Raw genomic sequence first — 17,892 nt, forward strand, 5'->3', positions numbered from 1 at the left:
CTCTGGTGCGCCCGCGCGGCGCCATGCTCGGACAGGGCGGGGACCACACGTCCCTCGCCCTCGGTGCGCTCGTCGTCTTCCTGGCGTTTGCGGTCGTGCTGTGGCTGGGTGCCGCGCTGGCCAGCGTCCTCACCGGCCATGGGCTCCCGCCCACGAAGCTCGTCCCCGCGGTGAAGGCACTCGCGCACCTCGGGGATCCCGGGTGGGCGTGGCCCGACCCGAAGAGTGTCCCCGGCCCGGTCGTGTACTGGGCCGCGACGCTGTTCGTCATCGCGACCGTCGTCGCTGTCTCCTGGTTCGCGACGGTGCTGTGGCGGCGCGTCACCGCGAGAACGGGGTCCGACGCCGACCGGGTGCGGTCACTGCCGGGGCTTGCCACGTCGAGCGAGGCGCAGGCCGCCGCGGGGCCGGCGACCGTGCTGGCCCGCGCCGCGCACGCCCGCCCCTCCCTCGACCGGGATCTGACACCACGCGACGCCGGCTACGTACTTGGGCGGGTCCAGGGTCGCGAGCTGTGGTGCTCGGTCGAGGACTCCGCACTGCTGGTCGGACCACCCCGGATGGGCAAGGGCCTGCACGTCGTCATCCCGTGGGTCCTGGACGCACCGGGCCCGGTGGTGGCGACCTCGACCCGCCCGGACACCCTCGCCGTCACCTTCCACGCCCGCCAAGCGAAGGGGCCGGTGGCAATCTTCGACCCGCAACGCCTCGCCGGCCTCGAGGGCGGGTTGCGCTGGTCCCCGGTGCGGGGCTGCGAGCAACCCCGGGTCGCACTCGTCCGGGCCCGCGGGATGGCGTCCGGCGCCGGGTTCGGCGGATCGGTGTCGGACTCGGGATTCTGGGCCGGGCAGTGCGAAAGCGCGCTGCGCTGCCTGCTCCACGCCGCCGCCCTAGACGGCCGCGGCGCCCTCGACCTGTACCGGTGGTCACTCAACCCGGTCCTCGCGGAGGACGCGATCAGCATCCTGACCCGCCACCCGAACGCCGCCTCCGGCTGGGCTGACGCCCTGGACGCGGCGATCCACTGCGACCCGCGCACCCGCGACAGCGTGTGGCTCGGCGTCCGGCAGTCCCTCGCCGCACTGGCCGACCCGCTTGTGCTGGCCGCCGTCGACCCCGACCCGAAGGACGCGTTCGACCCGGCGAAGTTCCTGAGCGAGTCCGGGACCCTGTTCCTGCTCGCGTCCGCGGTGGCCTCGGGGACGTGCGCACCGTTGGTGGCCGCGTTCGTCGAGGACATCACCGAGACCGCGCGCACCGTGGCGGCCCGGTCAAAGGGTGCACGGCTGGACCCGCCGCTGTTGCTCGCCCTTGACGAGATCGCGAACCTGAGCCCGCTGCCCTCGCTCCCGTCGTTGATGGCCGAGGGTGGCGGGTCGGGCATCACGACCCTGGCCGTCCTGCAATCCCTGGCCCAGGCCCGCCACCGGTGGGGTGAGCATGCCGCGGATGCGATCTGGGACTCCGCGACCGTCAAGCTCGTCTTGGGCGGGTTGGCGAAGCTGCGTGACCTCGAGGACGTCTCCCGCCTCCTCGGCGAGATCGACGAACCCACCCAGACCCTGTCGCAGGGACGTGCCGGGGAACGCTCCAGTTCGACCAGCCTCCGGCAGGTCCCGGTGATGCCGCCCTCGGTACTGCGCACACTTCCGTTCGGCACCGGGGTGCTGCTCCTGCGCCAGGCCCGACCCGCCGTGATCGACCTGGCGCCCTGGCCCGACCGGCCCGACGCCGCCGCACTGCGCGAGGGACAGGCCAAGATCGAGAAGGCAACCGCCGCAGGCTCGAAGGCGCCGACCCTGGTCGAGGCGTCATGAGCAGAGTCCTCGCGATCGGCACCGCGGCCGCCGGACTCCTCGCCGCACCCGCCCTCGCGCTGCTCGCCCTGATCGGGCTGAGCAGCAACGCGATCGCTTGCGCGCAGCTGCCCGCGACCGCCCTGTCCTCGACCGCGCCGGTGCCCCCGCCAGCACGCCTGTGGATCGCCCTGACCCACTCGACCTGCACGCTGCTGCCCGAGCCGTGGATCGCCGCCGTCATGGCCCAGGACTCCGGCTTCCTCCCCGACGCGCACGGCACGAACGGCGGACGGGGGCTGTTCGCGCTCGACGCCGCGACCTGGTCCTCGGCCTACGGCGCGCCGTGGGGAGCGGACCTCAACCACAACGGCAGCTCCGATGTCGCCGACCCTGAGATCCACGCCGCCGTCGCCGGCAAGTACCTCTGCAACCTGCTCGACCAGGTCGACGCACTCCGCACCGCGCACCCGGACTGGGCCTCGACGCGAGACCTGACCGACCTCGAGGACCTTGCCCTCCTCCACCACGCTGGCCAACCGGCGCTGGAGGCTTACCCGGCGCTCCCGACCTCGACCCAGGAGTACCTCAGCGTCGTTCGCACCGACACCCGCACCTGGTCGGCCACGACCGCCCCGGTCGCTGCCAACCCATCGGTGACGCCACCGTCCACCGGCTCATCCACAGCGCCGTCCACAGTCGACGCGTCCTGCGTCGCGAGTTTGGGGTCGGTGGGCAGCGTCGTCGTGCCAGCGGGCACTCCGGCAGATGTCGCCGCGGCAATCCGCACCTCCCTCGACCTCGTCGGCACACGGTCCGGCTGGAACAACAAGTGCGACCGGCTCGCCTGCCGGGCCTACGGGTTCGCCAACAGCGGCTACGACTCGGCCTTCGCGCACTGGGCGGTCATGGTCGCCACCGGGCACGCCCACCCCGGCCAGCGCTGCCCACCCGTCGGCGCGTTCGTGTTCTGGGCCACCCACGGACCCGACGGCCACGTCTCCCTCGTGGTCGCCACCGACCCGGGCTGCGACCCGTCACGGATCAAGCTGGTCAGCAACGACGTCCTCAACAACCGCACAGGATTCGACGGCGGCGTCTACCTCGTCACGCTGGCCCAGATCGAGTCCGGGTTCGTCTCCCGGGCCGGGTACCTCGGCTGGTCCGACCCCGTCTGCGCGGGTGTCCACCTGCCCGCCGCCACCGCGGCCGGGACCTGACCGGTGCCTGGAGGAAACCATGGTGCCCACCCACAGCGCCGAACGCGTCGAGCGGCTCGTCGCACTCCACGCCCAACTGACGACCGCGGTCGAGGACCTCGCGAACAGCGACGCGTGGCGTGCCATGCTCCAGGTCGCTGCGCGGCTCCCGACCTACAGCCCGTCCAACGTCTTGCTCATCACCGTGCAACGACCCGACGCGACCCGGGTCGCCGGCTTCCGGACCTGGAAGAGCCTGGGCCGGTCGGTGTGCAAGGGGGAGAAGGGCATCGCGATCCTCGCGCCCTGCCTCTACCAGAAGGCCGGGACCACACCTGCGACACAGCCTGCGACGCCTCTGGTCACGCCCGAGCACGAGGCGGAACAGCGCGTGCTGCGCGGGTTTCGCATCGTCCACGTCTTCGACGTCACTCAGACGGATGGGGACCCGCTCCCCGACGTTGCGCCCGATCTCCTCACCGGTGCAGCCCCGGACCGGCTCTGGGAACAGCTGAGCACCCTGGTCCGTGCCGACGGGTTCACCGTGGAACGCGGTGACTGCCGTGGCGCCAACGGCTACACCCGCTTCGACGACCGCACCGTGCGGATCCGCGACGACGTCGACCCGGCGCAGGCAGTCAAGACCCTCGCCCATGAGCTCGGGCACATCCGAGCCGGCCACGACACACGCTTCGCCGATGCCTACCACCGGTCAGTGGACTGCCGCGGCATCGCCGAGATCGAGGCCGAATCCATCGCCTACCTGATCACCACCACCGCGGGCGTCGACGCCGGCGGCTACTCCGTCCCCTACGTCGCAGGCTGGTCCGGCGGCGACCCCGCGCTGCTGCGTTCGACCGCCACGTTCGTCCTTGCCACGGCCACCGAGATCGACGACGAGCTCACCAAACTCCGCGCCGAGACGACGCGGACGATCGCCTGGAACACACCACGGTGGCAGCCTGCGCCACGGGAGCAAGAACCGCCGATGGTCGACGTCTGGCAGCTCTAAGGGAGTTCCCCCGCTTCTGGCGCGACGGTCGTATCGAGGGCAGCAACTACGACGTCGACGTCGACGTCCTCGACAGCGACAGTGACGGCGACATCGACCGCGGCGCGTAGGGGGTACGAGAAGGTCGCGTCGAAGTACACGACGAAGGACACAAGCAGGATGATCACGATGATGACGACGATGAAGACGATGGAGAAGTCATCGAGGTGGTCGCAGACGACGTGGATGAGGAAGTGCTCGCGGATCCCCTCGGCGCGGGGGATCTCCACCTGGCCGGAGTTACGGCTACAGCAGGTGGGGGTGCGCAGTAATGGCGGCCAAGCAGTCGTCGAGTGATGGCCGGTCGCCGTGCACCATGGCCATCGCGGTCGCGTACGACGTGACAGCTGCCTCGTAGCACGCGCCCGACGGGTCAAACGCGGGACTCGTCGCGAACCCGCCAGCCGGCCGCGCTCGGAACGACCAGCCAGCGCCGCTGCTGCGCTCGTCGATGTCGGCGGTCAAAGCCATAACGCCGGCAGTTCCCATGGCGGCGAGGTCAGCGAGTACCTGCGGGGAGTTCATGAGGCATCGCAGGTCGTAGTAGTGACGACCGGCGGTGTGCATCTTGCTGAGCGCGTCGGCGTCGCCTTCGCTGATGCGGACCGCGAGGTCGTGCAACAGCGCGCACTTCTCCAGCAGTGTCCGCTCGGCGCCGAGGACCGCAACCTGGACAGGCTCCCACTCCTGCCAGGTGTCCTCGGCCTCCCCAAGGACGTCGCGGGCGTACTCCGCGACCATCGAGGTGACGGTCCCCGGCAGGTGCGGGTCGGGTCCACCACGTGAGCCCATCTCCAGCAGCAGGTGCTCCCGGGCGGCAGGGCTGGTGAAGCGGCGCGGGTAGTAGTAGGACACGTTGCGCTTGACCCCGCGCGTGGGGCTGCTGCTCACGGCCTGTTCGAGGTCGAGGCCGAGGTGCGTCCGCGCGCGTTCGGCGATGCCCTTGAGCGCCTGCTCGCGCAGCCCCGTGCTGAGGCTGTCGGGGTAGACGAGGAGGATGTCGACGTCCTCGGAGAACCGTTCGGTGAGCCGGTACACCCGAGACAAGCTCGTCCCGCCCTTGAACACGGCTCCGACGTGCTGTCCGTCGATGTCCCAGCCGGGTGCAACCGCGCGTAGGAGTTCGGTGACCCAGAAGTCCTTCTCCACGAACGTGTCCAGGATTCCCAGGTGGTCGGCTGCGCGCCGTACCAGGACGGACAGTGCGTCTAGATCCTCCCGCAGCCGGGGTGGCGTGGACACGGGCTACGCGGCCGAACGCTCGGTCGCTGCCAGCTCGCCGAGCAGGTCGCGCATCCGGTCTCGGAGCTCCCGGTGGTGCTCGCGTGCGGCCGCGCGGCGCAGTGCATCTAGGCGGACCGTGCCGTCGGCGACCAGGGCGGCTATCGCGGTGACTGTGGCGCTCCAGCCGCCGTCGACGGTCGTGCGCCAGGTCCGCAGCACTTCGAGCACCGCAATCTCGGTGTAGGTGAGATCGAGCCGTGCGACGTTGCTGCGGGTGCTGACTCGCACGTGGCGCAGGCCTTCGGGGACACGGGCGATCGTGACGAGCTCGGTAACGGCGGGGATCTGGGTGGTTAAGCCCAAAGCACGAGCGGCGGACACCCCGGCGGGGCCTACCCCCGCAGAGCCCAGAACTTCGCGGGCGACGTCCTCGACCGGCGGGGTGAGTGAGCCATATCGGGTCTTGGCACCTTTGTAGTAGAGGCCCTTGCTGACGTGACTGAGCTCGCCGCGAGCGGCGGCCCGCGATGCGGCCGACTTCGCGGCACTGGTCGAGCCGGGGAGCTCGGAGACGCGCACGTAGGTACCGACCGGGACCTTCTCCAGGTACCGGCCAGGGGACTCCGTGAGGCTCTCCAGAAGGATGCTCATGCGACCATTCTGTTACGGAATAGTCGCAGATGCAACCCCCCGTGTGCTCAGGCTCGAGCACACGGCCACGATTCGGCCGGAGCCGGCACGTGGGGGGGGAGCGCGATGGCCGTTACGTCCGGGGAGAGCTGGGAGTCCGCCAGCGTCCACGGCAGGGACGGCAGAGCAAGGTCCGCGTGGCCTGCATGAGTACAGAGCAACTGGGGTGGGCTTGCTCGGCATACCGCTGCCGCAGGACATGGTGCGGCCCCGGTGTACGACGGGGGAGACGCACACCGGGGCCAGCTCGCGTGACGCTACGCCTGTGACTCCGCATCCTGCGTCGGTTTCGGCTCGAGGAGGCCGGCGCCGGTGCGGTAGGCGGGTGGGTCGCCGTCGGGTCGGCCGTCCTTGTCGCCGAGTGCGCCGCGGTGTTCGCCGGGTCGGCATCCGCTGCGTGCCACCCAGTCGGCGAGTCGCAGGCGGGCCTTCGCGAACCCGTCGTGCCAGGCCATGGGCGCGTCACCGCGGCTGCTGGGTTGGAAGACGGTGATCCAGGCCGAGTGCAGGGCGGAGAGTTCCTCGACCAGGGCGCCGTGGCAGGCCCAGCAGGGCGGGATGGTGCGGTAGTCGAGTTCGTAGCGGTCGACCGCCCAGTTCACCCAGTCCTCCAGCCAACCGAACAGCGCGTCCTGCTCGGTTCCCTCCATGCTGGGCCAGCACTGGGGATCGGCTGGTTTGGGCCTGCCCGTGGGGTGCAGGATTCCGAGGAACGCGCGTTCGACGTCGGCTTCGTTCTTCATCGCGTCACCACCCAGGGGTCGTGTGTTGGGGAGTCGGGGGAGGCCTCGGCTACGTACGGCTCGGGTCCTCGGATCCGCCCAGTTGCGTGGAGTTGGTCGGGTCGGGCCTGACCGGGTTCGACGGTGCTGGTCGGCGTCAGGCCGTGGTAGCGGTCGAGGAGTGCGAGGTCCGCGCCCCACTTCTGACGGTCGCTCGGGTTGGCGGGTGGTCCCTGCCATGGGGGCATCCAGCTGGGACGGGATGCGACGTCGGTTGTCGCGGAGGAGCTGAGCCGGTCACCGAGGAGGTCGTCGATCTCGCGGATCGCGTTGGCAACGGAGTCCGTGCTCTCTTGCGGGCGGATCGCGGCCGCGTCCTGAACTGGCCGGCCATCTTCGGCCCAGTCGAGTATGTCCCGCTCGAGTCTGCGCTCTGGGGCGGGCCGCTGCGACCCGTCGGTGGTCGACGCCGTGACGAGTTGCCCCGCCGTCTCCGCATCCGGTGATGTGGACTGGCCGTCGGCGTGGTCGAAGGAGGCGTGTTGGCCTTGCTCACGTGCTTGCTGGTCGGCGATGAGGGTGGTTCGGATGGGTGCAAGCCGTGCAAGAGAGGTCTCGTCGGCGTGGCGCTGCGCCAGGGTCTGGGTCGCGGAGAGCTCACCGCCGGTGGTGGCGAGGATCCGGGAGAGGATCTCCCGCGGGCCTGGTGCGCCGGCGGGGTCGGGGAGCTGGTCGCAGTCGGGGTCGACGGCGTCGGTGGCGACGTAGGCGTGGTTGGTGTTCCGGCCGCGGGTCATCGCGACGTAGAGGGCTTCGCGGGTCATGCCGGGGGTGGCCAGGACGTGGGCGTGGTCGACGGTGACGCCTTGGGCGCGGTGGATCGTCGTTGCGTATCCGAGCTCGACATGCTCTGCGGCGTAGTCGGCGGGCACGGTTATCACAGTTCGCTGCTCGCTCCTCGGGTGATGCGTGCCGGGCACGGCGGGGGTCAGGGTGAGGGCTCCGTCGGGGTGGGTGGCGGTGATGGTCCAGCGGGCTCCGTTGCGGACGTGCCCGCCGCCGGGGACGTGTAGGCGGCGGTTGTTGCGCCGGGTGAGCACGGTGTCCCCGACTGCGACGGTGACGCCGCCGCCTGCGGGGATGCCGTCGCGTGCGACGTGCCCGGTGGTGACGAGGTCGTCGTGCGCGCGGGCGTTGAGGGCGTCGACGGTGTGGGCGTCGGTGGCGAGCAGGACCGCGGACTGTCCGGTCTGGGTGTGGCGCTGCCAGGCCTGGTAGGCGGCTTCGACCATGGTGTCGGCCTCGCCGGCGTGGATTCGGTCGTGGGTGGCGTAGGTGTCTACGACGGTGGGGTGACCGTGGCGCAGGAGCCGGGATGCGCCGGCTTCCCAGCGGTGCCGGAACCGCCACAGGGACCTCAGCTCGCGGGCGGTGCCGTGTTCGGCGAGGAGCCCGAACGCACCGCCGGCGTCGACGGCGGAGAGCTGGCGGTGGTCGCCGACGAGGAGCACCTTGGCGCCGGCGGCGGTGGCTTGAGCGGTGAGGGTGTCGAGGGTGAAGGTGCCGGCCAGTGAGGCCTCGTCGACGATGAGGAGCTGCCCGGGTCGCAGCGCCCAGAGGGCTTGCTCGCGTTCCAGGGCGAGGGTGGCCTCGCCCATGGTGCGCAGCGCGGCCATGTCGCCGGCGGCGACGGCGCGTTCGCGGCGTGCGGTGAGCCCGTCGAGGATCGCGGTGCGGGTCAGGGCGCCGGGGCCGGCGGTTTCGTGGAGCCACTTGGCGGTGTTCTCGCAGCCGATGTGCAGGGCGTCGGCGAGCTCGTGCGCGGCGGTGGCGGAGGGGGCCAGTCCGATGACGGAGCCGTGGCCGTAGGTGGTCTCCCAGGCGGAGCGCAGGGCGCGCAGTGTGGTGGTCTTCCCGGTGCCGGCGGGTCCGACCAGGACCTCGAGTCGACGCCCGGAGGTCGCGATGGCGATGATCGCGTCGACCTGGTCGTCGGCGAGCCGCACCGGTGCACCACCGGGGTCGCGGGCGGGCTGCGCGCTGCTCTCGATGCGGCGTGCGGTGGCCTCGCTCGCGGTCGGGGCACCGGGGTCGGTGGTGGCGTGCAGGAGGCGTTGTTCGGCGTCGAGGATGCGCTGGTGAGTGAAGGCGTCCTCACCGGGGCGGGCGAAGACGCTGGTCCCGTCGCGGCGGCGGTAGCCGGCGGGGACGGTGAACACCTCACCGGGATCCAATGCCACGCAGGTGGCCAGGGCGGCGTCGATGACCCGGTCGTGCAGGGCGTGGCGTTCCGCGGGTGTGGCCAGGCGCAGCCCGCGGGTGGTGCGGGCGGCCTCGGCGAGCAGGTTCCACCGGGTCCAGGTCGACCGTCTGGCCATCACCGCGTCCAACGTCTCACCGGCTAGCCGGGCCACCACCGGTTCGGACAGGTCGCCTGCGCGCAGACCGCGACGTGCGGCACGTCCGCGCCGTGAACCACCCAGCGCGGCGTCGGTGAGCTGGGCGGGGGTGCGCCCGGTCAGGCGGGCGGCCCGGTCACGCCAGGACCGGAGCAGCTCGATGAGGGGGTGCGCGGTCTTCTCGGGGCGGGTGGCGCGGGTGGCGCGCTGACGCAGCTGCAGGATCTCCACCCGGCTGGGTCCGCGCCCGTGGGTGGCGTGGAAGTCGACGACGGCGTCCTGTAGTGCGGCACCGATGCCAGCGGAGCGGGTGGAGAACTCCGTCAGCAGCTCGTCGCCGACACCGTCGACCTCGAACGCCGGGGTCCGCCGGGGTCCGCGCGGTCGCCACGACCAGCTCACCGGCAGGTCGCGGGCCAGGTGGTCGGCCAGGAGGTTGTCGTAGACCTCGGAGACGGCGACGACCGCGTGGTGCAGGGCGCGGGAGTCGACCGAGCGCCACCCGCCGTCGGGGCCTTGGACCTTATTCGCGATGACGACGTGGGTGTGCAGGTTCGGGTCACCGGTGCGGGTGTCCCAGTGGTCGAACGCGGCGGCGATCATGCCCCGGGTTGGGACCTGGGCGCAGGAGCGTTGCCCGACCCGGGTGAACAGGCCCCGGTCCTCCACCAACACCAACGCCTCGTCCACCGCAGCCCGGTGCGCGGCGACGACAGCGGCCTGGGTCTTGGGGTCGGCAAGCGCCCACAGGACGCTGGCGGACTTGGGAGCGGTGAAGGTCAGGTCGAACCCGGCCACCGCGACCCGGGTCCGGCGCGCCGTCTCGATCTCGGTGACCTTGGCCACCGCAGACGCCCGCGCCTCGGCGTCCATGCCGTCGGGGAGGGCCGCGCAGCGGTCGGTGATCCGCTGGGCCAGGGTCCGGAACGTCGGGTACCCGCGACCCAACGGCTCCCCGGTGATCGGGTCGCGACCGGCCCCGAAGACCGCGCTCATGGCGTCTTCGGTCACCGCCGTCCCGGGCCTGATCCCGGTGCCATCGCCGAGGCCGTCCAGGCCGGTGCCGAGCCAGCGACCTGGCGGGTAGCCGGCGTCGGTGTAGTACGCGGTCAGCGGGGTCGCCGGGTCGCGCTCCACGTCGCCGCACGCGGTGTGGCGCAGCAGGTACCGGTAGCCCGCGCCGGCCGAGAGCCGGTGCAGCGACATCACGACGAACCACCTCGCATGACGAGCGCGAAGCGGCCGTCGAGGTCGCTCGCGGAAGTAGTCCCCATATCTGGAGGAGTGCACGACAGGGGGGTCAAACCGGGGTCGCGCGCCACCGAGTTCCGCAGGAGCCAGACGAGTCCGAACAAATGATCTTGATCGGCACCCCGGTTTGAGGGGGTGCTTCTGCACTCCTCCTAGTAGGGGGCGAGTTGCCCACCGCGGGTGCTCACGGTCGAGCGCGAGGTGGGTGACGGGTCCACGTTCGAGACATCGAGGACTGGCCGGCGGGGTCTGTCCCGCAGGAGAGGAGCTCGTCATGACGGTGCCGTGGACGACGACGGCGGGGGTCTTGGTCGATCGGGTCGAACCGGGGATGGCGGGGTTGTGGTCGCTGATCCGCACCGCGCAACGCGGTGTGCTGCGCTGCGCAACCGACGCGGAGCTGGATCGGGACCTGGCCTTCACGTTCGCCGCGATGGACCTCGGCGAGGCGCTCGAGGACCTCGAGTGGGTCCACCCCGACCTGGCCGCGGATGCCGTCACGGTCGACCTCGGGGAACTGCCCGGAGACGACGTCGGGGACGCCCGCACCGCGCTGGGCCTGCTGCTGACCGGGGGACTGGACGCCGCGGTACGGATGCTGCGCGAGCATCCCGAGGCGTTGGACACCGCGGACGTGCTCTGCCTGGCCCGCACCGCCCACCAGCTCGCCGCCACGCACCGTCGGCTCACCGGTCGCCCGTCATGACCGCGATCACCGGAAGGACCACCTACCGCCAGCTCACCAGCCTGGCCGCCCGGCAGGTCGCGACCGCCTCGACGGCCCTCACCAGCGAGTGGTTCGCCGACGCGGCGTCCGCGAGGGCGAACCTCGAGGCGTACTGGAGGCTGCTGGGCGCGATCCACGGCCACGCCTGGCAGCTGGCCGGCGGCACCCGCCGAGTCGAAGGGATCACCGCGTCGACCACCCCGGAGCCCGCCGACCGGGCCGCGGTCCGGTTCATCGACACCCTCGCCCGGGCCGCACGCCACTCCCCGGACTGGGACCCAGCGGCAGCGACAGACTGTGCCGGCGCTTCGTGGCTGTCCGCGGCCCGCGCGCTCGGGACCGCGAACGACCTACTCGCGACCCACCGTGATCCGCACGGGCAGCTGCGCTCACCCGACGGCGTGCTGCTCGAGGATCCCCGCTTCCGCGCCGCCGGGTACGCGACCCTGGCGGACCTGGCCATCACGGTCGCCGCAGCCGACCGGGACCTGGCCCTGCGCTCTGGCCAGGCCGGCGTCCCCTGGCGCGAGGTCGCCCGGCGCCTTCCCGACCTCGAGGACATGGCGTCCACGGCCAGGGACCTGGCCCGCGAATCGACCCTGGCCACCGGAGGACGGACCCGTGACGCCGACCTGGTCACGGCTCGCCCGGGCATCCGCACCGGCGACCCGGTCCTCGAGCTCGGCGACCGCATCGACCGACTCCGCCAGAACGCGTGGCAACTCACCCACCAACCCCACGTTGGCGTCGACTGCCTGACCGAGTACGCCGCCGCAGCGGTGATCGTCAATACCCATATCGCCGCCCACCTGGCCATGGACGCCGCAGAGCCCGGCGAGGAACCCCCAGTCCATTCCATGGCCCGTCGGGCTCGGGACGCCCGCGCAGTGTGGGCGCAGATCCACCTGGAACTACGCGAGCTGCGGACCGCCACACCTGGATCGGTCGCCCTCCGGCGCGAGGTGGCGGCGGTGCGTGATCTGTGTCAAACCGTCATGCCCCTCCGTCGCGACGCGGCCGGTGTCCACGCAAGCGGGCCGGCACGCGAGGTTCGTGCTCTGGCCCACGACACGGTGCGCGTCTTCACCCAGATCGCTGGCTGGAACGCCACCGTGTTCCGTGACCTCGCCGCCACAGACCAGATCTACGCCCCGGGGCACAGGCTCACGGGGGAGCAAGTGAGCGAAAGCCCCGCCCTGGTGCGGGCCAAGCTCGATGACAGCCTCGTGCCCGTCCCCTTTGAACAGTTCCAATCGCTCGAGCGGTCCTACGGCCTCGCTCGCACAGTGCCGGACGATGAGATCTGGCCCCTGGCCACATCTGCCGACCCGAGCCAGCTCGCTACCCGGCGCACGCCTCTTGCAGGTAGGGGATAGCGGGTATCGGATTCATTCTCAACTCGCCGAACGGACCAGACGTCCAGGGCAATACCGGACAGCGAAAACGATGTAAACGGCTTTCGAGGACTCGTCGCGCCGGGTCGTTTCGCAACTGGTCTACTCCACTTCGCCCGGCAGAGGCTGGAACGGACCGTCCGTAGGCACGGCTGACGGTGGGAGAGTCGTGAGGAGCAACTCCTGCTTGGGGCCGCGACCGCGACCCGAGGAAGCTGTGTAGTTCAGTGTCACGAGACGCTTCGAGACGGGCCAGCCGTGAACGCCAAACAGCGGGTTAGAACGCATCCGATGGAAGCCAAAGTGGCTGGCCTGCAGGAGTTCAGGATGGTGGTCGTAGGACAGAATCCAGCGGTACCGGGCTGACTCCCTAAGGTAGTCAGCGAGTCGAATGTGGTCGAAGCCCTTGGAAGCTTCGGGCAGCGCGTAAAGCCGCTCAGACTTCTCAAAGTAGGGCGGGTCCAGGTAGGCCACGACGTTGTCGGGCAAGAGTGTCTTGTAGCGGGACGCCACCTCATCCAGCGTCACGCGCCAGTCTGAGCACCAAACGTCGAGGATCCTGCCTGTGTCGTACAGGTGACCGACGAGGCGTAGCCGCTCTGCCAACGCATCGGGAGAGAACCGGCAGCCGATGGTGTACACGGAGGCCTGACTTCTCCCGCCGAGCGGGCCGGCCCGACCGTGGAGGATCCCCGAGAAAGTGGTGCGATTGAGAAAGAGGCACTTCACGGCCAGCTCGAAGCGCTCGGACCCGCGTCGCATGCCTGCGCGGGGCGTCCAGCTCTTCCAGTAGTCCCATCGGTCGAGAGCGGTGTCGCCGCCAGGCGCGACGAAGTCGTGGTGCTCCTCCATCATCCGGGCGATAAGTGGCTCTGTCTGTGCGGCGGCTACCTGCCAGAACGACGAAACCATGGGGTCCGCGTCTGCTAGCAGCGCACGCTTCACGGCACCATTCGCCAACATGTGGAGGCTGGCGCTCGCACCGCCCGCGAATGGCTCGACGAGGAGGTCAACTTCGCGTGCGAGCAGGGCGTCGGCGTTGGCGAGCAGCTGTTGGAGAACCCGATTCAATCCTGCCTTGGCTCCTGGGTAGCGCAGCGGGCTGAGGTAGCGCGCGCTGGCTCCGGGATGATCGAGATCGTCAAGTTGGAACTGGATCGGACGGGGGCGGGCATCGATCGCGGCGACGAGGCCGTGTTGGCCGCCGGTACCGACAGCCTGTTCGGCGCGTGCCACGCGAACCATTTGCCCGGACCCCTCCGCCGCCGATCGAGCGCCCAGCCTAGCGCTGACCACTGACGGTGGGGGCGCCAGCAGATCGTGGAGCCCATGAACCGGGCGCTGTCGGTCCGCGTGGCTAGCATCACGCAGGAGATCGGTGCAGAGCCACAAAAGGGGAATCATGACGGACCTGACGCACACGGCACGGCTCGAGTCGTCGGTGCTCCACCAGTTGTTGCTGGCGGGTGCTCGCCCGATCGGTGGCGTGTACCACCTCGACTACCACACGGCGCTGGTCTCCACAGACGACAAGTGGAAGGCCGACGCGGGAGGTCTCGCGCAGCACAGTTTCCTCCTCGCAACGGTGATGCCGCTGGATCGACCAGGTGATCCGGAAGACGAAGAAGTGATGCTCCTCCGCATCGACGACACGTGCGTGCTGCCGCGGCAGACTGAGTTGATCGAAGTGCGCGAGTTCACCATGCGGCAGATGCTGACTGACGGCTCGTTGACGGTGGACGCCCTCACCCAGCAGGAGATGCAGCGGTCAGGGCTTGAGTGCAAGATCCTCGGCACCTTCTACCAGACTGACACGCTCGGTGGTCGTGCCTTGCTCGACTTCGGTGCGGACATCGACAACATCTATGCGGCAAGCCGATACCGCGTCTACAAACCGTCCCCAGCTGCGTTGTCGATCCTAGCTTCATACCCACAATTGACCGAGGACGAAGTGCGCGCTGGGACGCTCCCTCACTTGCTGCAGATCGGGAGCGTTCGATACTCCTCCACACGGCGCCGGGCGCGCGATCACGGTGAGAACGCGGTACCGGTCAGCGTTCGCGTGGCTGACTTCATCGAAATGAAGACGGCCGTGTTCGGAATGACTCGCATGGGCAAGTCCAACACGATGAAGACCCTCGCCGTGGCGACCTACCGGCACAGCAAACTGCTCAGCCAGCCAATCGGGCAACTGCTGTTTGATCCTCAAGGCGAGTACGCGAACCCCAACGAACAGGATGACGACACCGCCCTCGTCCAACTGGGCGAAGACGTCGCGATTTACCGATTCGGAGCGACAGCGCGGGACGGTGATGGGGCTCGATCCCTGCAAATCAACTTCTATGACCCCGCGCAGATCGATGCAACGCAGCAGTTGATCGGCAGTGTGCTGGCCGGCTCAGCTTCGGGTGCCTACATCGACAACTTCATCGGTGCGGAACTGTCCGATCCCCAGCCGGGCCCGGACGGGCAGGTCAATTACTCGCGGCAGAACCGCGCACGTAAGGCGCGATTGTGCTTCTACGCTTTGTTGGGGAAGGCCGGATTCGCGACTCCGACGAATGCCGTGTTCCAGACTGTGATGACCGCACCACTTGTGACGGCGTTCAACGGTGCGGACACGGGGTACACGATGACGTCTGGTGGTCGCGGAAGCGTCACTGTGCGGGGTGTCGATGCCGCTCAGGCGGTTGTGGACTGGCTGGTGGCGGAAGCTGAGAGTGGGAACGGCGACGCCTCGCGGTGGCTGGAGGACCCCTCAATCGACGCCGTCCTGGCCTTGTACAACCCGACGGGAAGCCGACTCGGCTGGCGATGGCTGCGGCGTTTGGCACCGTTCCATAGCCCACTCGCGACTGAGGACTACTCGGACCGGATCTATCGGGATCTCATCGGTGGTCGCGTCGTCATCGTCGACCTTTCACGCGGGACTGAGCAGGTCCTGCAGCTGCTCTCGGAGCGGATCATCAATCACATCCTCGCTCAAGCAACCGAACGCTTTACATCCGGCCAGGAGCCGCACCGGATGCAGATCGTCATCGAAGAAGCCCACCGCCTCTTCGACCGCAAGGCGTATGACTCTGATAGTCCGAATCCATATGTGCGGCTCGCAAAGGAAGCGGCGAAACTGAAGATTGGGCTCATCTACGCCACGCAAGAGGTCACCGCAGTAGCGCCGGCGGTTCTGGCCAACACGAGCAATTGGATCGTCGCGCATCTCAACAACACGGACGAGATCCGCACGCTGTCGAAGTACTACGACTTCAAATCCTTCGAAGCTGCCATCCTGTCGGCCGAGGACCGGGGTTTCGTCCGCATGAAGACTCGCTCGGGCAAGTACATCGTCCCAGTCCAGGTCGCGAAGTTCGATCGATCGATGATCAACGAGGCACGCGTCGAGGCCGGCCTGGATCCGTTGCCGCCAGCGACGAACGGGATTTAGCGTGCCCTACATCAAGCCGCAGGGTGCTCCGGAACGAGCCAGTCGACTCGGGCACGTTCGCACAGCGATGGATCCTTCCGTTCGTGACGCCCTGGAGTCCTACTTCCTGCCGCCGGCTGCCTCTGGTCCACCGCCAATCGACGACTTGCTGGTCGAGGCGGCCGTCCTGCCCATTAGCGGCCTACCGGCACCCTCCTTCGCGATCTCCGTGGACGGCTCCGTGCAGGAGGTGGAAGTCAGGCCCGACTTCCCCTCGGCCCGAGTCGGATTCACGCAGGTTGCTGGAGTCTTCAGCCAGTTGGATGCTTTGAGGCCGCCGGCGCCCGGGGGTTTCGTCGACCCAGTGGCAATAGCGCGGGCAACCACTGCGGCGATCGTCAAGGGCGTGGTACCAACCAGCGTCGTGACAATCCGTCGTGGACAGACGATGCACGAGGCGTGGCGGGAAGCCGTGTCGCTCATGTTCGAGGAGAGTCGCCTGGAAGGGCCGAGCCGCCAATCATCGTCACTGATGGACATCCTCGCCGCGCTGCTGGGCGCACCTGGCTCCGCCGTCGAAGCGGTGACTCTTGAACGGTGTCCTGGCCGACACGATCGAGACTGCGATGCCAGAGATCTGACGATCCCCGTGGCCGGGGGGCGCTGCGAGGCCTGCGGCACGTCGCTCTACTTCTCCGATGCGACGAGCACTCACGACGAAGTCGTTCAGGACGGGTCGAACCAGACGGCTTTGGGAAGGCTCATGTCGGTTCTTGAGCTTCTGTCTTTCCTGTGGCAGATCCGGATATTCGCAGATGCGGATCATGGTCGTTTGCTGCCGAAGTGTGCCTTCCTAATGGATGGCCCCTTGGCCATGTTCGGTCGTCCTGCGGGTCTCAAGCGGCCGGCACTGAGGTTCCTTCAGCAGATACACGCCGAGTCTCTAGCGCACGGTGGCCCGGGCCTGCCGGTGGTGGTTGGAATCGAGAAGGGTGGAGTGCTCGCCGAGCACGCCCGTGCGATCCGTGACTACGTGCCGAGGGGCTACCTACTGACGCTTCCCGACGCCTACATCAGAACTCACGTTCAACACCGCAGCGGGAACCGTGCGTATGGGTATGACACCGACTACGGTCGCCGGTTCATGTATCACACCGTCGACGGGCGCATGATCGTCTTCAGCACACCTCCCCTACCCCTGGGTGAGACTACGGACGACGCCGGCGGAATCGATCTTCAGAGGTATCCGCAACTCAGCACCGTTGTCAGCCTTCTCGACCGCGTGGGAACCCTTCTGTACAAGGACGCGGTCATCCCAGTGGCGCTCGCGCACAACTTTGCAAGTCTTCCCTTGGGTACGGGCTCCCAAGTGCTTACGTACCTGGCTCAAGATGCTCTAGGGACCGCCAGGACTCCGGCTCGACCTACCACGTTTAGCTAGTCCTTCGCGTGGCTGGTTGTCACCCGAAGGACACGGGAGGTCGGGGCTTCACGTTCCCTGGGCGGCCGGCCGGCCGGCCCGCGGTAGTGCGGCAGTTGGTGGCGGCGGATGCGTGGTCGCTCCGAGCCGAACAAGGGCTTCCACACGCGCAGCCTGAGAACTGAAGAGAGCCGCCATGGGGTCCTGGCTGCCGCCACCGGAGCCCTCTCGGCGCGTTGACTTGGGTGTACCGCGGCGTGGTGTCCGCCTCCGGGTAACGTGCCGTCAGCAGGGAGACGAGGGATTTGTGTCATGGAAGGCGTCGGGCGTCACGTGAAGTCATGCAGCGCTCAGCAGTCGATTCGACTGTGGTTGAGCATCGCGACAGCCCAGAGGGTGTCGTTGTGACGTCGCTCGAGGCGCTCCTGGCCCAGTTCGTCGCGACCGCGACCGACGATGACGGCGCTCGTTGAAACTCCCCACTGACGCTCATCGAATTTCCCCACCTGTGTGGCTCCGCCGATGAGGGCGGGTCTCCTTCGAGGCTGGTGGTCTCTGACCACCGACCAGCTCTTCGAAGGAGACCCGCTTTCTCATG

At 69.0% G+C, this 17,892-nt stretch carries 13 protein-coding genes; 7 read left to right on the forward strand and 6 right to left on the reverse strand.

Translation table 11 applies throughout. From position 1 onward, the window contains the following. Nucleotides 1-23 precede the first annotated feature (23 nt). The 3 genes from GC157_00790 (at nt 24) to GC157_00800 (ending at nt 4,007) form a co-directional block, all read left to right on the forward strand. Nucleotides 24-1,817, forward strand: coding sequence for a TraM recognition domain-containing protein (locus GC157_00790; GenBank protein ID MBI1376012.1), 1,794 nt, complete (start codon nt 24-26; stop codon nt 1,815-1,817). A 725-nt stretch (nt 1,818-2,542) separates the two neighbouring features. Beyond that, complete coding sequence (locus tag GC157_00795; protein MBI1376013.1) at nt 2,543-3,016, forward strand: hypothetical protein; 474 nt, start codon at nt 2,543-2,545, stop codon at nt 3,014-3,016. Beyond that, nucleotides 2,979-4,007: a hypothetical protein gene (locus tag GC157_00800; GenBank protein MBI1376014.1), complete on the forward strand. Its 1,029-nt coding sequence runs from the start codon at nt 2,979-2,981 to the stop codon at nt 4,005-4,007. Before GC157_00795 ends, GC157_00800 begins: the two co-directional genes overlap by 38 nt. On the opposite strand, the gene GC157_00805 is transcribed toward GC157_00800, so the two are convergent. The 5 genes from GC157_00805 to GC157_00825 all read right to left on the reverse strand — a co-directional run bounded on the left by GC157_00805 (nt 4,004) and on the right by GC157_00825 (nt 10,608). Then, nucleotides 4,004-4,276 carry a hypothetical protein gene (locus GC157_00805; GenBank protein ID MBI1376015.1) on the reverse strand — a complete coding sequence of 91 codons (273 nt, stop codon included), beginning with the start codon at nt 4,274-4,276 and terminating at the stop codon, nt 4,004-4,006. The genes GC157_00800 and GC157_00805 overlap by 4 nt on opposite strands. Nucleotides 4,277-4,292: 16 nt before the next feature. Further along, nucleotides 4,293-5,288, reverse strand: a complete 996-nt coding sequence (locus GC157_00810) for a hypothetical protein (GenBank protein ID MBI1376016.1) — start codon at nt 5,286-5,288, stop codon at nt 4,293-4,295. Between the two features lie 3 nt (nt 5,289-5,291). Further along, nucleotides 5,292-5,921, reverse strand: coding sequence for a hypothetical protein (locus GC157_00815; GenBank protein MBI1376017.1), 630 nt, complete (start codon nt 5,919-5,921; stop codon nt 5,292-5,294). A gap of 296 nt (nt 5,922-6,217) precedes the next feature. Next, nucleotides 6,218-6,703 (reverse strand): hypothetical protein, encoded by a 486-nt coding sequence (locus GC157_00820; protein MBI1376018.1) that lies wholly within the window; start codon nt 6,701-6,703, stop codon nt 6,218-6,220. Continuing rightward, the gene (locus tag GC157_00825; protein MBI1376019.1) at nt 6,700-10,608 is read right to left on the reverse strand and encodes a relaxase domain-containing protein; all 3,909 of its coding nucleotides are present in this window, start codon (nt 10,606-10,608) and stop codon (nt 6,700-6,702) included. Before GC157_00825 ends, GC157_00820 begins: the two co-directional genes overlap by 4 nt. Between GC157_00825 and GC157_00830 the strand changes: the two genes are divergently transcribed. Both GC157_00830 and GC157_00835 read left to right on the forward strand, forming a co-directional pair. Further along, nucleotides 10,607-11,038 carry a hypothetical protein gene (locus GC157_00830; GenBank protein ID MBI1376020.1) on the forward strand — a complete coding sequence of 144 codons (432 nt, stop codon included), beginning with the start codon at nt 10,607-10,609 and terminating at the stop codon, nt 11,036-11,038. The genes GC157_00825 and GC157_00830 overlap by 2 nt on opposite strands. After that, nucleotides 11,035-12,435, forward strand: a complete 1,401-nt coding sequence (locus GC157_00835) for a hypothetical protein (protein ID MBI1376021.1) — start codon at nt 11,035-11,037, stop codon at nt 12,433-12,435. The genes GC157_00830 and GC157_00835 overlap by 4 nt, the downstream gene beginning before the upstream one ends. Before the next feature lie 120 nt (nt 12,436-12,555). Here GC157_00835 and GC157_00840 read toward each other — a convergent pair whose 3' ends face one another. Continuing rightward, nucleotides 12,556-13,875, reverse strand: coding sequence for a hypothetical protein (locus GC157_00840; GenBank protein ID MBI1376022.1), 1,320 nt, complete (start codon nt 13,873-13,875; stop codon nt 12,556-12,558). Here GC157_00840 and GC157_00845 point away from each other — a divergent pair. Both GC157_00845 and GC157_00850 read left to right on the forward strand, forming a co-directional pair. Further along, nucleotides 13,856-15,895 carry a DUF87 domain-containing protein gene (locus tag GC157_00845; GenBank protein MBI1376023.1) on the forward strand — a complete coding sequence of 680 codons (2,040 nt, stop codon included), beginning with the start codon at nt 13,856-13,858 and terminating at the stop codon, nt 15,893-15,895. The two genes, GC157_00840 and GC157_00845, sit on opposite strands and share 20 nt — an antisense overlap. Before the next feature lies 1 nt (nt 15,896). Further along, nucleotides 15,897-17,315, forward strand: coding sequence for a hypothetical protein (locus GC157_00850; GenBank protein ID MBI1376024.1), 1,419 nt, complete (start codon nt 15,897-15,899; stop codon nt 17,313-17,315). The last annotated feature ends 577 nt before the right edge of the window (nt 17,316-17,892 follow it).

This window comes from Frankiales bacterium (assembly GCA_016125335.1).
Classification (GTDB): Bacteria; Actinomycetota; Actinomycetes; order S36-B12; family CAIYMF01; genus Longivirga.

Coding starts and splice junctions, on each gene's coding strand:
- GC157_00790 (MBI1376012.1), top strand. CDS start 24: ATGCTCGGACAGGGCGGGGACCACACGTCCCTCGCCCTCGGTGCGCTC.
- GC157_00815 (MBI1376017.1), bottom strand. CDS start 5,921: ATGAGCATCCTTCTGGAGAGCCTCACGGAGTCCCCTGGCCGGTACCTG.
- GC157_00820 (MBI1376018.1), bottom strand. CDS start 6,703: ATGAAGAACGAAGCCGACGTCGAACGCGCGTTCCTCGGAATCCTGCAC.
- GC157_00830 (MBI1376020.1), top strand. CDS start 10,607: ATGACGGTGCCGTGGACGACGACGGCGGGGGTCTTGGTCGATCGGGTC.
- GC157_00825 (MBI1376019.1), bottom strand. CDS start 10,608: ATGACGAGCTCCTCTCCTGCGGGACAGACCCCGCCGGCCAGTCCTCGA.
- GC157_00835 (MBI1376021.1), top strand. CDS start 11,035: ATGACCGCGATCACCGGAAGGACCACCTACCGCCAGCTCACCAGCCTG.
- GC157_00845 (MBI1376023.1), top strand. CDS start 13,856: ATGACGGACCTGACGCACACGGCACGGCTCGAGTCGTCGGTGCTCCAC.